We start from the raw sequence: 16,394 nt of genomic DNA, 5'->3' as shown, positions 1-16,394 counted from the left end.
CATGGCTCGTCTGAACGTCAACCCGAACCGAATGGAGCTATCCAGGCTCAAGAAAAACCTGGTGGTGGCCAAGAGGGGCCACAAACTCCTGAAGGACAAACAGGACGCCCTGATAAAGGCCTTTCTGGAAAAGGCCCGCAAGGTCAAGGAGCAACGCGAAGCGGTGGAGGAAGAGCTCCGTAGATGTTACGAGAGCTTTCTCCTCGCCAGAGCTCAGACCTTGCCCGCCATGTTGGAACAGGCACTTATGATTCCCGGGGCGAAGTGCCGTATCTCCGTGGAACATCGCAACGTCATGAGCGTTGTGGTCCCTGAATACGGTATAGACCAGGAAGGCAAGGCTCTCAACTACGGTTTTGCAACGACCCTGGGCAGTCTCGACGTCGCTCTCGAGCGTTTTTCCTCCATAATGCCGAAACTCATAGAGCTTGCGGCGGAGGAAAAGGCCATAGCTCTCATGTCAACCGAGATAGAGAAGACCCGACGAAGGGTCAACGCGTTGGAGCATGTCCTGATTCCGGCCACGATAGAGACCATAAAGTACATCACCATGAAGCTGGAGGAACAGGAGCGGTCGACTCTCAGCCGTATAATGAAGATCAAAGATATCGTCAGATCTCACTAAACAAAAAGCGGAGGTGGGGCTTTAAAGCCTCACCTCCGCTTTTTCGGTCTTCCCTTCTATTTGAGGGGTTTTCTGTAAAGAAAGGGCTTTGCAGCCTCGAATCCGTAGGATTTATACTCGAAAATCTGCTCCGTGGATCCCACTAGGAGATACCCTCCCGGTCTGAGTGCATCGAAAAACTTCTGATAAAGGACTGCCTTCGTCTCCGGTCTGAAATATATGACTACGTTTCTGCACAGTATGAGGTCGTAGTCTTTTTCGAACCTATCCTCTATCAGGTTCAATCTGGCGAAATCGACCCTCTTTTTGAGATCGTCTTTAACCTGATAGGTCTGTTCGTCTACGACATTGAAATACCTGGTTATCCAATCGGGAGGAACGTTTACCAGCTGTCTCTTGTGATAGATTCCCTTTTGGGCTATGGCGATTGCACCGGCATCGATATCCCTCGCATGAACAGGAGGAGTGGAGGATAGCCCGCATTCGCTGGACAACATCGCGAGAGAGTAGGGTTCCTCTCCGGTTGCAGATCCGGCGCTCCAAAGACGAAGCTTTTTACTGCCTTTGGTCTTGATGAGATCTGGAATTACATGATCTCTCAAATCCCACCACCGTGGGGGATTTCTTAGAAACTCCGAAACGTTTATCGTAAGATAGTCGAGAAAATCCCTCAGTTTATCCTCGTTTTTATTGATCATGGTGAAGTACTGGTCGTAATCGGTCAAATTCCATCGGCTCATGAGCATATGAGCACGACGATGTATTTGATTTTTATATGAATTTAAATCTAATCCAGTTAATTTTTGAACCTGTTGTTTGAAGCGTGTGTACTCCGGCGAATCGTAGTCTTTTTCGTTAGCGACCAAGGGAATCCCTCCTTTATGATGTTATCGTCTACAATCATACCATGTCGGCGGATTACTTGAAATGTGCTATACTGCCTCCTGAGAGTCTTCTAGGTAGTCGCTGCCGATAGCTATCGGGAGAGGAAAGTCCGGGCTCCGAAGGGCAGGACGCTGGGTAACGCCCAGTTGGCGTAAGCCACAGGCCAGTGCCACAGAGATATACCGCCTCCTTGAGAGGTAAGGGTGAAAAGGTGGGGTAAGAGCCCACCGGACGGCAGGTGACTGTCGTGCCAGGTAAACCCCGTCCGGAGCAAGACCGAATAGGGGGGGATGAGGCGGCCCGCCGACCTCCGGGTACGGTCGCTCGAGATGTCTCGCGAGGGACGTCCTAGATAAATGACTACCCACGACAAAACCCGGCTTACAGGAAGGCTCTCCAATACCGTTTCTTGGGACCTAGGACCTAGAAAAAAAAGGCCTAGGTCCTTTTTTTTGTCCTTTCATCCTCTGAATGGCCATGAGCCTCTTGACTCTTTCGCCTTTACGTCCTACTGTTTACTTGGTATATCGTGGAGAGAAATGGGATATTATGGGGGTAGAAGTCATGTTTATGGGGAACTATGACCATAAAATAGACGATAAGGGGCGGATGATCCTTCCTTCCCGATTTCGTCACGCCCTCGGATCCCCCGTCGTATGTACCGTCGGGATAGAGAGATGCATGTCAGTATACCCACTTGATAGTTGGCAGACCTTCGTAGCTCGCTTCGATGAACTGCCTTTTTCTAAAGAGAAATCCAGAAACTTCAAGAGAGTCCTTTTCTCTATGGCTGACGAAATTGTGCCGGATAAAACCGGACGTATTCTCATCGCTCCATCTCTTCGTGGTTATGGAGGGCTGGAAGAGGACGTTTCGGTTATAGGTGTCGAGGACCACATAGAGATATGGGACCGTGTCCGTTGGAACGACAGAAGGTCTACCTTGCTTGGAGACCTGGGGAAGATGATCGAGGAAGTGATGCAGTGAAGGTCAAGCACGTTCCAGTTATGTTGGAGGAGGTCTTGGAATATCTGATAAAAACGAGCTCTCCTGAACGTATAGTAGACGCTACCTTAGGTTTGGGAGGGTATTCGGAAGCGATTCTGAATCGCATAGAAGAGGCAAAGGTTTTCGGGATAGACAGAGACCCTCAGGCTTTGACCATGGCCTCGGAAAGATTGAGTTCATTTGGAGAGAGATTCATTCCCATAAAGGGTAACTTTTCCGATCTAAAGGGGTTGCTCGAAGATATTAATGGAACCCCGGTGGGGGGAGTCGTCTTCGATTTAGGGGTCTCCAATATGCAGATATCCCTACCGGAAAGGGGTTTTTCCTTCAGGGAAAACGGGCCTTTGGATATGAGAATGAACCACGAAGACGGAGGCGAGAGTGCTGCCGATATGGTCAGAGAGCTAACCGCCCCCGAGCTGAGCGAGATTTTTAGGAAATATGGCGAGGAGCGCTTTGCCTGGCCGATAGCAAAATCCATAGTCCGCCATCGTGAGAAGAGCGGTCCTATAGAGGATACGGATACCCTGGTGGAGGTCATTCGTAAGGCACTTCCCGCTCCAGTTATGAGAAAAGCCAAAGGACACCCAGCCAGAAAGGTCTTTCAGGCTCTTAGAATTGCTGTAAACAAGGAGATGGATGCCCTGAACGACGGGCTGGATGCCGCCCTAAAGGTAATATCTCCTGGGGGAGTGGTGGTGGTGGTATCGTATCACTCCCTTGAGGATAGAGTGGTTAAATGGAAATTCAGGGAATGGAAGGACCAGGGAGAAGGGGTTATCTTGACTAAAAAAGCCCTGACGCCCTCGGATCTTGAGATAGAGAATAATCCCAAATCCAGAAGTGCTAAGCTTAGAGCTTTCGCCAAAGGATAGACGCACAGAGGAGGGCTGTCGTGCTTATCAAAGATAAAACCGGAGAAGATCGCAATTGGCCTGGCGACGTCCGTGTCGGAAGAAATAAAAACAAGATAAGCCCTGTATTCGTGCTCTTTCTCGTTCTGGCCATGTTGCTGTGCTCTTCCTTGGTCTGCCTGAGGATGTACGGTCTAGTACTGGAATCCGAGCTGGATGAGCTCACCGCAAAGGTCAGAGACTTGGAGTTACAGGTTACGTCGATCCATAAAAGGTGTTTGGCCATGGAATCTCCTTCGTCGGTATATGGTTATGCCAGCACAAAATTGGGGATGACGGAGAAGTCCTATGCGGGGATAATAAAGGTTCAGTTCTCAGAAAAAACGGCGTCGTCGATATCCGATTCCGAAGGCTGGAGAGGGTCTCTGCCGGACAAGCGCTATAAATGAAAAAATTTTTCCCGTGGATGCTTCTTTTTCTGGTTATGGCTGGACTCATAGGTAGGATCGTCGTTCTTCAGATACATCCTGACGATAGGGTCTTAGAGAGGCTCGGAACTCAGAATAACAGACTTGGTAGGACCTGTTCAACCAGAGGGCCTATCTTGGATAGAAGAGGCGAGCCTTTGGCGATTTCCGTCCCTACCGCAAGCCTGTACATCGATCCCCAGGAATGGAACACCGATAGCGTCGGAAAGCTGAGCGAGTGGGTATCGAAGGAGAAAGCGACCATACTGTCGTCGCTTAAAAAAGGTCGTTTTTATTGGCTCCTGAGGCAAATGGAGGATGAAAAAGCAAAAAAAATACTCGACATGGGGTTGGATGGACTCCATGTTCTTCAGGAGAATAAGAGGGTGTATCCTAACGAGAATCTACTGTCTCATGTTTTGGGATACTGCGATATAGATGGGATAGGGCTGGCCGGATTGGAACTGATATGGAACGATGTACTTTACACTCCTTCCGGTTGGACAATGAAAACCAGAAGTCAAAGGGACTTCGACCTCATGAACCCCGAGGGCAAGGTTTTTTTGACCGTGGACCGTCGTATTCAATATATCCTTGAAAAGCGACTCTCGGATATATCGGCCAAGGAAAAGGTCAAATGGGGTGCCGCCCTTTGTTTGGAAAGCGATACCGGGAGAGTCGTCGGAATGGCCAGCTGGCCTAGCTTTAATGCCAACAAAAGAACAACTATAAACGACGAAAACATGACGAATAACTGTATCGGCAGGGTCTACGAACCAGGCTCCACATTGAAACCGATTATAGTGGCCATGGCCCTTAAGTCTAGATTAGTGGGTAAAAACTCCTGGTTTGTCGATAACGGCAGGATCAAGGTCGCCGACGGTTGGATTTCAAACTCTCATGGACGAGGTAGGGGTAAGATCGACCTTTCCGATGTGCTTATATATTCTTCCAACGTCGGGATGGCTCAGATCGGCATAAAACTCAATCCCTACGAAGCCTACAGAGATCTGGGAGCCTGGGGGTTCGGAAAGAAATCCGGAGTGGAGTTGAACGGAGAGGAGAACGGGTTGTTGCTCCCTCCCGAAAGGTGGTACGGGGTAATCCCTGCTAACGTAGCGATCGGACAGGGAATAGCCGTTACTCCCATTCAACTTATCACAGCTTTCAACGCCATCATAAACGGGGGGAAACTGTTGCTTCCTCATATAGTCGATAGGGTAGAGGATGGAGAGGGGAAATCCATATATCGATCTCAGACGGTCGTCCTGAGAGACCTGCTCCCCCCGGATTACGTCGATTGGTTTAGAAAGACGCTTCGAAGAGTGATAGTTGAGGGAACCGGCAAAAAAGCCGACTGTCAAGAAGTTAAAATAGGAGGAAAGACCGGAACCGCCCAGGTGGCTACAAAAGGCGAGTACTCCAAAGAGCGTATGGTGGCGTCGTTCATAGGTTTTTGGCCTTACGACTCTCCTGAATATACCTTGTTGGTCGTTCTCGGAGAGCCCGGCCAAGGCAGATATTACGGAGGAGACATAGCCGCTCCGGTCTTTAAGGCTATAGTTGAGGACATAGAGAGATTGAACTCTGGAGGATAATTACGCCATGATTAAAAGACTCAGAGGACTTGTTGAGGATCTTAGGGCCTCCGGAATGGTATCGGCGACCGTAGGTCAACTTCACGATGAGATCGTTCGTTCTATCGAGTTCGATTCCCGTAGGGTAACGTCGGGAACTCTCTTTTGTTGCGTTCCCGGAGTCCACAACGATGGACATAATTTCGCCGTCGCTGCCGTAAAATCGGGAGCGACGGCTCTCTTATGTGAACATATTCCCGATGGGGTGGAAAAAGATGTGCCGATCATCTTGACCGCGGATTCAAGGAGTGCCTTAGGAGCGATAGCCTCTTCGTTTCACGATCATCCCTCTAGGTCTCTCTCTATGGTCGGGGTTACCGGAACCAACGGCAAAAGCACGACTACCTATATGATTCGATCCATCATGAGAGGAAGAGGCAAGGTCGGTCTGTTGGGGACAATCACCTACGACGACGGGAACAAGGAAATCGAGGCCGATAGGACCACTCCAGAGGGGTCGGAGATACAGGCCTTTTTATCCGAGATGGTCCGATCCTGCTGTCACGGTTGCGTCATGGAAACATCCTCTCACGGTCTCGCCCAGGGACGACTATCGGGATGTCTTTTCGACGTGGCGGTCTTTACAAACCTGACCTCGGAACATCTCGACTTCCACGGAGATATGGAGCGCTATTTCGAGGCTAAAAAGTTGCTTTTTACACGATACATGAAACCCGACTGTAAAAAGATTTTCAACATGGACGATCCCTACGGAAAAAGATTGCTGGGAGAATGTACCGGCTCCAACGTCGTAACCTATTCGTCCAAGTCCAGCTCGGCCACTGTAACGGGATCCGATATAGCCCTGGATGTCGGCGGGCTTCTCTTCGACCTCGCTATCGAGGAACGGGTTAATCGGGTGCGTCTGCCCCTTATCGGAAGGTATAACGTCAGCAATGCCCTAGCGGCGGCGGCGGCCTGCCATTCCATGGGTTTTTCCTACGATGAGATCCAACACGGTCTTGAGAACATACCCCAGGTGCCGGGCAGAATGGAACGTTACCTTTTCGATAAGAGAGCTTGCGCCATCGTGGATTACGCCCATACTCCTGACGCATTGAGCAATCTCCTTTCAGCCGCCAGGGATATATGTAACGGGAGGCTTATAGGGGTATTCGGCCTCGGCGGAGAGAGGTTCAGAGGAAACCGTTGGGCAATGGGCGAGATAGCGGCACAAAAGGCGGACCATCTGGTTCTGACGATGGATAATCCCAGAGGAGAGGATCCACTGTTGATAGTCAAGGATATACTGGAAGGCGTCCATAAGGTAGAGGGTAACAGCTACGATGTCGTCATCGATAGAAAAGACGCTATCTACAAAGCCCTGGATATGTCTAGAGAGGGAGATGTCGTGGTAATTTCCGGCAAGGGGCCGGAGAATTATATCCTGATAAAAGGCAAGAAAACTCCTTACAGCGACTCCGAGTCGGTACGAAGCTGGGGGGAAGATCGAGGAGTTTCATGGAAATGAGCACAAAGATCCGTTCGTGGTCTAAATATGCCTCGTTGGCGGAGGGGACGCTCAAGGGTGACGACGGCGAATTCTCCGGCCTTATCCGGGTGGACAGCCGAAAGATCGAAGAGGGAGACCTATTCGTGGCTTTGCCGGGTAATAACGTGGATGGACATGACTTCATCCTGAACGCAGTTTCCCGGGGAGCCCATTGCGCTCTGGTGAGTCCCTCTTGGAGGGAGAAAATAAAGACCCTCCCCGTGGGATTTCGAGTTATAGAGGTGGATGACCCAGAGCAGGGACTGATAAGAATAGCCCGTCATCGGCTCAAAGGGCTGAAAAAAGCGATAGCCGTAACCGGAAGCGTAGGCAAGACGTCCACCAGAGAGATGATATTTCTCGCTTTAGGAGGGACTTCGTCAGGGGTCTACAGGGCCAGAAGCAGCCACAATACGAGAATAGGCTGTGCTCTTACCGCAGCGGAGATGCCGGAGGACACTTCCGTCCTGATCCTGGAGATGGGGACCAGCCACCCAGGAGAGATCTCCGAGATGATCGATCTATATCCTGTAGACACTGCGGTTATAACCGAGATAGCTCCGGCTCACCTAGAGGGATTGGGTAGCCTGGAAGGCGTTCTTGAGGCAAAACTTGAAATACTGGGATCCTCAAATTTGAGGAAGGTCATATTTAACGGCGACAATTTCATATTGTCCTCCGCCTTGAAGAACAGGTCCCTGGGAACGAACTGGCGGGCTATATCGGTAGGTATTTCCGGAGACTACGTATTGGAGAATATCTGCCTCGACTGGCAGGAACGTCCTGTTCTTTCTATGACTATCGGGAGAGAACTGGATCGAAGCTCTTACGGAATCTCGGCGGAGATCGCCGGAATACATAACGCCAGCCTGTTGGGTATGGCATGGGCTACTGCTGTGGAATCGGGAGTATCCCCCGAGGAGGCCTCTATCAGGTTATCGTCGATAAAACCCTACCGTGGAAGAGGGGTCTTGAAAGATCGAGACGGGATCCTGGTGCTGGATGAAAGCTACAATGCAAACCCGAAATCCATGGGAGCCATGCTGGATCTGGTGGCCCAGAGTCCTTTCCCTAGAGAAAAAAGGATCCTCGTTCTCGGTGAGATGGGGGAACTTGGAGAAGGCTCTCTCTCTCTACATGAAGAAATTCTTAAGAAAGCTCTGCCATTGGGCAAGGTCTTTCTTTTCGGGGTCATGTGGGGCCATTTGAAGCCTCCTGTAAAGGTGTACGAGGACATCGAATCGTTGTCTTCCGATTTGAAGAGCCTTCTCTCAGAGGGGGATTTCATCGCGATAAAGGGATCCAGGTCCAACGAGCTAGAACGTCTTATGGAGATCTTTCCATGACAATAGGTCTTTTAATATGGGGATTGATCCTGTTTTTTTTCTCCGTCTTGGTTCAGTCCAGATGGATAGCATGGCTGAAACGTCGCGATTTTAAATTGGCCCAGAAAAGCTACGGACCGGCGAGAGACGAACAAAAGGGCAAGACCCCGTCCCTAGGAGGGGCGGTGTTTATGACAACGGTGCTGCCGTCAATTTTGATAGGCTGGGCTTTAGGAGATGGGTCTTTAAGGTTCCAAATCCTTTTATGGTCCTTGCCTCTGGCGTCGGGCGGAATCGGGCTATGGGACGACCTTCTGAAATACTCGAGATCCTCCAGTGAAGGGCTATCCAGCCTGCAGAAACTTTCAGCTCAGGTATTGATATCCCTGATTTGGTCCGTGATAGTTCAAAGATATTTAGGAATTGCCGTTTTGCCCGGAATTTACCTGTCCCCGACGCTGTCGGTTCTCATATGTTCTTTTCTCGTCGTGTCCATGCTCAACGGGGTCAACGTTACAGACGGATTGGACGGACTGGCCGCGGGAGCCTCGTCGATCTCGTTGATGTTCCTCTGTACAGTAGTATCGTCCGGAATCAGCGGGGTGGTAGCTGGACTAGCCATGACGCTCGGTTTTCTGTGGTACAATTCCTTCCCTGCCAGGATATTCATGGGAGATTGCGGTTCTCATTTTCTCGGGGGGCTTTTAGTATCAATATCGGTCTGTGGGGGAGGCTTGCTGTACGTCGTTCCTGCGGGAGCTCTCTTCGGGGTAGAGATATTATCCGTGGCAATTCAAATAGTAGCTATAAGGCTTTTTTCCCAAAAGGTCTTCAAGATGAGCCCGATCCATCATCATTTCGAGTTATCCGGCTGGAGCGAGGTTCAGATAGTTCTGAGATTCTGGATCCTGCATTTAGTCGGTATCGTCGCCCTTTTTCTGTTTGGAATGGGCCTTGGTCTTCACTTTTAAGGAGAGGTGGCAGTCGTCGTGGAAGATTTTTTCGGTAAAAAAGTTACCGTATTGGGGGCCGGGATCAGCGGCGAGGCTTTGGCGTCCTGTGCGGTCAGGTCGGGGGCTTCCGTATTTGTTACCGAAAGCAAAGCCGATATACCGGAGGAGAGACGGCTTGCCCTAAAGGGTATGGGAGTCGACTTCGAGATAGGAGGGCATTCCTCCAAGGCTTTGGAATGTGATCTCATGCTGGTGAGTTCCGGAGTTTCCCCTACGGCTCCTTTGCTTCTGGAAGCGAGGGATTTCGGTATCGAGGTGATCGGCGAGGTCGATTTCGTGTTGCCCAACCTGGACGGGAAGGTTATCGCCGTGACGGGGACTAACGGAAAAACCACCACCACCTCTCTGATCGCTCATCTGCTTAAAGTTTCCGGCCTTGATGCCCTAGCCGTGGGTAATATAGGTTCGCCTTTAGGGACCTTCGCAGGTGAAAAAAGAGACGTTTTCGTGATAGAACTGAGCAGTTTTCAACTTTACTGGACCGAAAAAGCCGAGTTCGATATCTCTGTAGTCACCAACATCGCACCGGACCATATCGATTGGCATGGATCCTACGAAAACTACATTTTAGCCAAGAAAAAAGCTATCTCTCGCAGAGGAGATACAGGGTGGTCCATCGTTCAGGAAAAGGATCGTGTCCTCCTAGGAGGGCAGGGCGATCCAAGGACCATAGGTTTGACGCTGGAGAACGATTTAAAGAAAGACGGCATATATATAGGCGATGAAAGGGCGACCGCCGTTATAGAGGGAATTCGCCACGATCTTTTTAAGTCGGAACAGGTCCCTTTGCTGGGAGGACACAACATAGAGAACGCTGCTATGGCTGCAACCGCCTGTATATTGTCCTCTTGCAAGGAGACGGATTGGTCCATAGGGCTTGCCTCCTATCAAGCGCCACCACATAGATGCCAGTTCATAGTGAAGAAAAACGGGATATCCTATGTGGATGACTCCAAGGGAACCAACGTCGCCTCTACCTGTACTGCCCTTAGATCCATTCCGGGAGGAAAGGTAGTCATTTTGGGAGGAAAAGGTAAGGGAGAAAGTTACCGCGAGTTGGCCCTGGCGGTGAAGGATAACTGTAGATACGCCATATTACTGGGAGAAGAGCGTTTTGCCATAGCCGAGGCCCTGAAAGAACAGGGCATAACCGACTGGGAGATGGTCCGCTCCATGGAAGAGGCCGTTATCGAAGCATCCGGGAAGGCTAAAAAAGGAGATACTGTGCTGCTCTCCCCTGCCTGCACTAGTTGGGATATGTACGGAAGCTACAGGGAGAGAGGCGACCATTTCAGTGGGTTGGCGAAAGCGATAGAGGGGATCGACGTCGGGTCGTGAGGTCGGGAAGGGACCCTATCGTATGGATCGTACCCCTTATCCTTTCCGCTCTTGGAATAGTGGTGATACTGTCTTTGACCACGGTTAGGCTAGGCGACGGTTCAATATCGTTTGTGATAGGACAGAGGCAGGCTCAGTGGTTAGCTTTGGCCTTGATATGTATGTTGATGTCGAGCGCCTTACCGTTGGCTTTCTGGTGGAATCGTAGTGGACTTTTCCTGCTGTCATCCTGGTTGTTGACGTGGCTGACATTAATACCAGGGATAGGGACCGGCGGAGGCGGAGCTTCAAGATGGATCAAAGTAGGTTCTATAAGCTTTCAGCCACTGGAATTGCTCGTTTTTTTTCTGATGATTCACCTGTGCAAAATCTACACAGAAAAGAGCTTAAAATCCTTCAGAGCATTCTCCTTGACGTTATTGCTGATATTTATCGTGGCAATTCCGATCTTGTTGCAACCCGATCTTGGTGGAACCATGTTATTGTTTTTCCTAGCCATGGGCATCTATGTACAAGCTTACGGTTTTCTTCTGCCTTTTACCTCAGCCATATTGTTGTCGCCCGTTTTCGTATTTCTATCTCAGAAAGGCTACAGACAGAGACGAATCGTTGCATGGCTTGATCCTTGGTCAGATCCTACCGATATCGGATATCAGACGATTCAGGGTTTGATAGCATTCGCTAACGGAGGTTTCTGGGGAACCGGATTGGGAAAGGCTGTACAGAGAAGTCGATTTCTACCGGCAGCTCATACAGATTTCGTGTTTGCCGCTATCGCGGAGACGTTGGGAGTACTGGGAAGCGTAACCGTCTTGTTGTTGTTCTCTCTCTGGTTTTTTCGGATTTACTGTCATTTTCGTCAGGCCCAAGATTCATCGATAGCCTTGCTGTTGTGGGCAGGAGCTCTCTCCATAGCTCTCCCCCTGGTTATAAATATCGGAGGAATATCGAACGCCATGCCGATGACAGGGATGCCTTTGCCCTTTTTGAGTTACGGCGGGAGCTCTCTGGTAATATCTTGGCTTAAGATAGGGCTTATCCTTCGAGCTTTGAGAGAGTTATACGATGAAAAACGGGGGGTGGAGGATTGAAAATAATCTTAGTTGCAGGAGGAACCGGTGGACATATAACTCCGGCGATAGCGTTCGGAGACTCGAGAAAAAAAGCGGGAGATCGAGTATGTTACGTATGTGGATCCAGGTCTATAGAAAAATCCATATATGAAAGCCATCACGTTCATCCTTTGATCCTGCCTATAGAGGGGTCTCCTCTAGGGAAAAGGACCTTTAAAAGCGTCGTCGAAAGATCGTGGGGCATGATAAAGTCCATCGTGATCATGTACGAGAAGATCAATAAGATTAAGCCCGATTGCATGGTCCTTTTTGGAGGTTACATCTCTTTCCCCGCCCTCGTTGTGAGCAAAATCATGAAAATCCCCGTCTTTATCCACGAACAGAACGTCGTGGCAGGAAAGGTGGCACGTATAGCCTCGATATGGAAAGTTCCTGTCGCTATGGGATGGCGAAAATGTAGAGGGATAACAGGAACATACACGGGGATACCGGTAAGAGACTTTCGAAAACTTTCTCGGGAGTCGGCCCTCAATGAACTAGGGTTAATCGACAAGGTCGACAGCGAAGATCGTATCATAGTGGTATTTGGCGGTTCTCTGGGAAGCTCGAGTCTAATCGACTTGGTAACGATCACCTTATCTATGGTAGAATTTGCAAGGTGCTTTTTCATCGTATTGGGGGCCGACAAGGACCGCTTAGATGATAAAGTAGCATATTTCTCCAGTAGATGGGACATGTCGCCGATCTACGGGGTGGCAGATATGGTTATCTGTCGATCCGGAGGAGCCACACTGGCCGAAATAGGCAAGTTAGGCATACCCGCCGTGGTAATTCCCTGGGAGAAAGCCTCCGATGGACATCAATATGAAAATGCCCTGTCTTTTTTGGACGATAGAGAGTCAGGACGGATCTGGAGTCCCGAAATGGGCGTTTCCAAGCTGATAAAGGTGATAGACGAGTTGGAGAATGGAGCTTTTCGAAAATCTGATAGAAAAGACAGTGGATTGAAAAACTCGACCGACGACGATGATGCAGCCTCGGCGTTGTGGCGATTGATTCTTTCGCATATTTGAAGGGAGAGTCCGGCTTTGGAAATAAAGGAGATAAACTTGGATGAGGTTCGCCATATACATCTGATGGGGATCGGCGGTGCCGGAATGAGCGGTCTAGCCCTTCTTTTAAATGAGCTAGGTTTCGATGTAAGTGGTTGCGATATGTCCTATGGATTCTACGTCGAAAAGGTGGCTCAAGCTGACATAGACTTCAATATAGGTCATAGTCCGGACCATCTATCTCAGTTTTCTCCCGACCTTTTGGTCTACAGCAGTGCGATTCCCGACGACAACGAGGAGCTTGTGGCCGCTAGAGAAATTGGCATAACCGTCGCCCAGAGAGCTCAGGTATTGAGTGCCATCTTCGACGTTAGATACGGTATCGGAGTCGCCGGTACCCACGGAAAAACCACGACCTCTTCCATGATAGGGCTCATACTCAGCGGAGCCAGGCTTGAACCTACCGTCGCAATAGGCGGAGAGCTGTGCGACATCGGGTGCAACGCCAGGCTGGGGTCGGGTCCCCACATGGTTGCCGAGCTTGACGAAAGCGACGGCTCCTTTCTCTGTTTCCATCCAACCATATCGGTTATAACGAACGTCGATTGGGATCACGTAAACCATTATCCTGATTTTGATTCCGTCTTGAATACTTTCGAATCTTTCTCTAAAAACCTGAGAAAGGGCGGTCTGTCCATCCTTTGCGGCGAGGACAGGGGAGTACAGTCTCTGTTGAAGATGATGGACGAAAGCAGTCCCAAAATCACCTATGGTTGGGGCGATAGATGGGATTGGGGAGCTTCAGACATAGAGTATAATCATGGTGGTGGAGTTTCCTTCTCCGTCAGGAAAGACGGTAGGTCTATAGGCAGAATAGAGCTATCGGTCTCGGGAGACCACAACGTTTTGAACGCTCTTGCGTCCTGTATCGTGGCAGACACGTTATCCGTTCCGTTCGACGTGATAAAGAGAACCCTGCGTCAGTTTAAAGGTGCAAAAAGACGGTTACAGTTCAAGGGTGGAATAGAACATATAGACGTATACGACGATTATGGTCATCATCCGAGAGAGGTAGAGGCTACCCTGAAGGCGATAAGTCAGATATTTCCGGAGAGAAAAATCCTGGTGGCCTTTCAGCCCCATCGATTCACAAGAACGGCAGCCATGGCAGAGCAATTTGCCGAAGTCCTTACCTATGCCGATAAGGTAGTGGTCTTGCCCATATACCCTGCGGACGAATCGTCCATTGAGGGGGTAACGTCCCACCTGATAGGGGATCATTTATCGAAGAAAAACCACCCGTCCTTTTTCGTGACGGACAGAAAAAAGGACGCCATAGATAAGGTCATCTCCTTGGTCGAGGATGGCGATGTTATATTGACCCTAGGAGCGGGGGATATCGAGGACCTGGGAGATATACTTGTAAAAGAGATAGGCCGCAGGAACGTTGCCCCTCATTCTATAGCAGTAGGGGTTTGAGCGAGACCATTGGGACGAGTGTCTCCATATGCCGGAAAATCGTCTAGGGGTATTTTTTTTCCTCCTATTGGTGTCGTTTCTCGCAGCGTTTCCGTTTAAACTGGAGAGAAACTATCAGTTTTTGAGGTTGAGGTCGATGGTATTGGATTCCTGTCCGTCGTTAAGGATAGAGAAAAAGATCCTGTCGTACATACCACCGGATGCTATACGTTTTTGGCCCCTATCGTTTACGCGAGTAGACGATTTGGTCGATGGCGTAGAGAAGAGCGAGCCGTTGTCCATAGATGTCCAAGTTAGGTGGGGGACCCTGCTTTGCAGGATAAAGCCCTTGACCGTCTTGAGTACCTTTTCCTGGGGAAAAAACTCTTGGTATCTTTCCCTCGGAGGAAAGGTCTGGTCCGAGTTTCATCCTATGAACGAAGATATCTACGGGAAGCCGGATAATCCCTTGGTGATTATAGATGGCTCGATGCCTCCTCCGGTGGAAATGATATCGAACGACCAAGAATCGGTAATGGATTTCAATTACGATCTCGATGAGTATTCGTCGACCATAAGAGGCCTCACAGATATGGATTTACCTGGAGAAATCCTGTCTTTAAGGATCTATAGAGAAGGCGGTATGGAGTTGGCCTCTCTGTATATAAAGAGAGAAGACCGAGGTTTTTTGACTGTTATAATCGATAGAGATAAGGACTTGTACTCTCAGACCTCTGCCGTAAACGAGCTACTGTGTTCTGGGGTCAAGTTCAAAAGCGGTGAAATCGTGGACGCCTCCTACGGTGATAAGATAGTCGTAAAAGGGCTGAACGATTAAACCAGGCGCGAAGGGAGCGATGGGTTTGTGAAAAAAGAGCCTGACATTTTCGTAGGTCTTGATCTCGGCACCTCTAAGGTGTCCGTCGTCGTGGCGGAAAGAGACGTTCGCTCTGACGAGGCCCAGATCATAGGGGTGGGGCAGGCTCCCTCCGCAGGGATAAGAAAGGGCATGATAGTCAACCTGGAACAGGCCGTTTTAGCGGTAAGAAGGGCTTTAAAGGAAGCGGAGACCATGGTGGGGTTCTCTCTGGACGATGTTACCGTGGCTTTTAGCGGAGTAGAGGTTGACAGCGTCATGTCTCACGGCATGGTCTCTCTGGGAAGGACACCCCGGCAGATAGAGATAGACGACGTCGAGAGAGTCATCGAGACGGCGCAAAGCGAGCTTTCTGTTTCATCCAACAGGAGCGTACTCCATACAATTCCGGTAAAATATTCGATAGACGGAAATTCCGGTATAGACGATCCTTTGGGAATGACTGGAATTCGTCTCGAGATAGAGCTACAGTCTGTAGTTGTGCCCACCACAGCGCTTCAAAACGTGGTTAACTGCGTCGAAAAAGCCGGTGCTAGAGTCAACGGACTGGTCGTAAAGCCTCTCGTAGCGGCCCTAGGGGCTCTCTCCTCTGAGGAGAGGACCGCTGGAGCTGTGGTGGTATCCATAGGTGGAGGTACTACCGGGGTGGCTGTATTCGTAGATGGTCGCCCGGTTCGCCTTTCCGTAATACCCATAGGAGGAGACCACATCACAAACGATCTTGCCTATGTAGCTAAGATCCCTATAAGCGTGGCGGAGGAACTGAAAAAGCGTCTGTCTCTAGAGCCGCCAGAAGAGGATGAGGAGTTCGAGGTAGTGATAAGAGGCAAGGCCAAAACCATGCCTATAGACGCCTTAGTAGAGGTCGTCTCCTGTCGATTGGAAGAGCTGTTCTCTCATCACGTGAAAGAGATTCTGGACGGTATGAACTATCATGCTTTCCCCTCGGGAATCATCCTAACGGGAGGCGTGGCTTTAACGGAAGGGTTGGAGGGATTCGTCTCCGATGTCATGGCGCTGCCGGTGAGAGTCGGAGCCCCCATCGTATCCCATCAGATGCCTCCTGGGATGAGTTCATGTCAATATTCTTCCTTGGCAGGAATCGTTCGCTACCTTGTGGAGAGAGATCGGCATAGATATCGTTACATAGAGACCTCTGTGGGAATTTTAAGGGGCGGGGGGTACTCGGCAAGAGAGTCGTCGCCTAGGCACGTGCCGAGCTTCGGAGAGGGAAGAGGGGTCTTCGATTCCATAAAGAGGGCCTTTAAGGATCTGTTTTAAAGAACCAGC

Annotated in this window: 15 protein-coding genes and 1 other RNA gene; 15 read left to right on the top strand and 1 reads right to left on the bottom strand. The window is 49.9% G+C overall.

The features are described from left to right. Position 1: 1 nt before the first annotated feature. Entirely contained in the window at positions 2-625 is a 624-nt protein-coding gene (locus L2W58_RS01840; protein ID WP_005661995.1) for a V-type ATP synthase subunit D, read from the top strand. 56 nt (positions 626-681) lie between these two features. Here L2W58_RS01840 and L2W58_RS01835 read toward each other — a convergent pair whose 3' ends face one another. Further along, positions 682-1,491, bottom strand: a complete 810-nt coding sequence (locus L2W58_RS01835) for a CheR family methyltransferase (RefSeq protein ID WP_236101297.1) — start codon at positions 1,489-1,491, stop codon at positions 682-684. Positions 1,492-1,572: 81 nt separating this feature from the next. Between L2W58_RS01835 and rnpB the strand changes: the two genes are divergently transcribed. The 14 genes from rnpB to ftsA all read left to right on the top strand — a co-directional run bounded on the left by rnpB (position 1,573) and on the right by ftsA (position 16,385). Beyond that, positions 1,573-1,910, top strand: an RNA gene (gene rnpB / locus L2W58_RS01830) — RNase P RNA component class A. 71 nt (positions 1,911-1,981) lie between these two features. Beyond that, a complete protein-coding gene (gene mraZ, locus L2W58_RS01825) occupies positions 1,982-2,497 on the top strand; it encodes a division/cell wall cluster transcriptional repressor MraZ (RefSeq protein WP_338033051.1) in 516 nt (171 codons plus the stop codon). Beyond that, positions 2,494-3,393: a 16S rRNA (cytosine(1402)-N(4))-methyltransferase RsmH gene (gene rsmH, locus L2W58_RS01820; RefSeq protein ID WP_236101296.1), complete on the top strand. Its 900-nt coding sequence runs from the start codon at positions 2,494-2,496 to the stop codon at positions 3,391-3,393. Before mraZ ends, rsmH begins: the two co-directional genes overlap by 4 nt. Before the next feature lie 20 nt (positions 3,394-3,413). Beyond that, positions 3,414-3,821 (top strand): hypothetical protein, encoded by a 408-nt coding sequence (locus L2W58_RS01815; protein WP_236101295.1) that lies wholly within the window; start codon positions 3,414-3,416, stop codon positions 3,819-3,821. Continuing rightward, complete coding sequence (locus L2W58_RS01810) at positions 3,818-5,437, top strand: peptidoglycan D,D-transpeptidase FtsI family protein (RefSeq protein ID WP_236101294.1); 1,620 nt, start codon at positions 3,818-3,820, stop codon at positions 5,435-5,437. The genes L2W58_RS01815 and L2W58_RS01810 overlap by 4 nt, the downstream gene beginning before the upstream one ends. A 7-nt stretch (positions 5,438-5,444) precedes the next feature. Then, complete coding sequence (locus tag L2W58_RS01805; RefSeq protein ID WP_236101293.1) at positions 5,445-6,947, top strand: UDP-N-acetylmuramoyl-L-alanyl-D-glutamate--2,6-diaminopimelate ligase; 1,503 nt, start codon at positions 5,445-5,447, stop codon at positions 6,945-6,947. Continuing rightward, complete coding sequence (locus L2W58_RS01800; protein ID WP_236101292.1) at positions 6,944-8,314, top strand: UDP-N-acetylmuramoyl-tripeptide--D-alanyl-D-alanine ligase; 1,371 nt, start codon at positions 6,944-6,946, stop codon at positions 8,312-8,314. Before L2W58_RS01805 ends, L2W58_RS01800 begins: the two co-directional genes overlap by 4 nt. Then, positions 8,311-9,264, top strand: a complete 954-nt coding sequence (locus L2W58_RS01795; RefSeq protein ID WP_236101290.1) for an MraY family glycosyltransferase — start codon at positions 8,311-8,313, stop codon at positions 9,262-9,264. The genes L2W58_RS01800 and L2W58_RS01795 overlap by 4 nt, the downstream gene beginning before the upstream one ends. Before the next feature lie 18 nt (positions 9,265-9,282). Further along, positions 9,283-10,644 (top strand): UDP-N-acetylmuramoyl-L-alanine--D-glutamate ligase, encoded by a 1,362-nt coding sequence (murD, locus tag L2W58_RS01790; protein ID WP_236101289.1) that lies wholly within the window; start codon positions 9,283-9,285, stop codon positions 10,642-10,644. After that, on the top strand, positions 10,641-11,735 hold the full coding sequence (locus L2W58_RS01785; RefSeq protein WP_236101287.1) for an FtsW/RodA/SpoVE family cell cycle protein: 1,095 nt from the start codon (positions 10,641-10,643) through the stop codon (positions 11,733-11,735). Before murD ends, L2W58_RS01785 begins: the two co-directional genes overlap by 4 nt. Further along, positions 11,732-12,790 (top strand): UDP-N-acetylglucosamine--N-acetylmuramyl-(pentapeptide) pyrophosphoryl-undecaprenol N-acetylglucosamine transferase, encoded by a 1,059-nt coding sequence (locus tag L2W58_RS01780; protein WP_236101285.1) that lies wholly within the window; start codon positions 11,732-11,734, stop codon positions 12,788-12,790. The genes L2W58_RS01785 and L2W58_RS01780 overlap by 4 nt, the downstream gene beginning before the upstream one ends. A 15-nt stretch (positions 12,791-12,805) precedes the next feature. After that, on the top strand, positions 12,806-14,248 hold the full coding sequence (gene murC / locus L2W58_RS01775; RefSeq protein WP_236101284.1) for a UDP-N-acetylmuramate--L-alanine ligase: 1,443 nt from the start codon (positions 12,806-12,808) through the stop codon (positions 14,246-14,248). Between the two features lie 244 nt (positions 14,249-14,492). Beyond that, positions 14,493-15,065, top strand: a complete 573-nt coding sequence (locus tag L2W58_RS01770) for a hypothetical protein (RefSeq protein WP_236101282.1) — start codon at positions 14,493-14,495, stop codon at positions 15,063-15,065. A 27-nt stretch (positions 15,066-15,092) separates the two neighbouring features. After that, the gene (gene ftsA, locus L2W58_RS01765; RefSeq protein ID WP_236101281.1) at positions 15,093-16,385 is read left to right on the top strand and encodes a cell division protein FtsA; all 1,293 of its coding nucleotides are present in this window, start codon (positions 15,093-15,095) and stop codon (positions 16,383-16,385) included. The last annotated feature ends 9 nt before the right edge of the window (positions 16,386-16,394 follow it).

The organism is Dethiosulfovibrio faecalis, assembly GCF_021568795.1.
GTDB lineage: Bacteria > Synergistota > Synergistia > Synergistales > Dethiosulfovibrionaceae > Dethiosulfovibrio > Dethiosulfovibrio faecalis.
The sequence above is the reverse complement of the archived record's forward strand: the minus strand, read 5'-3'. Positions and strand labels throughout refer to the sequence as shown.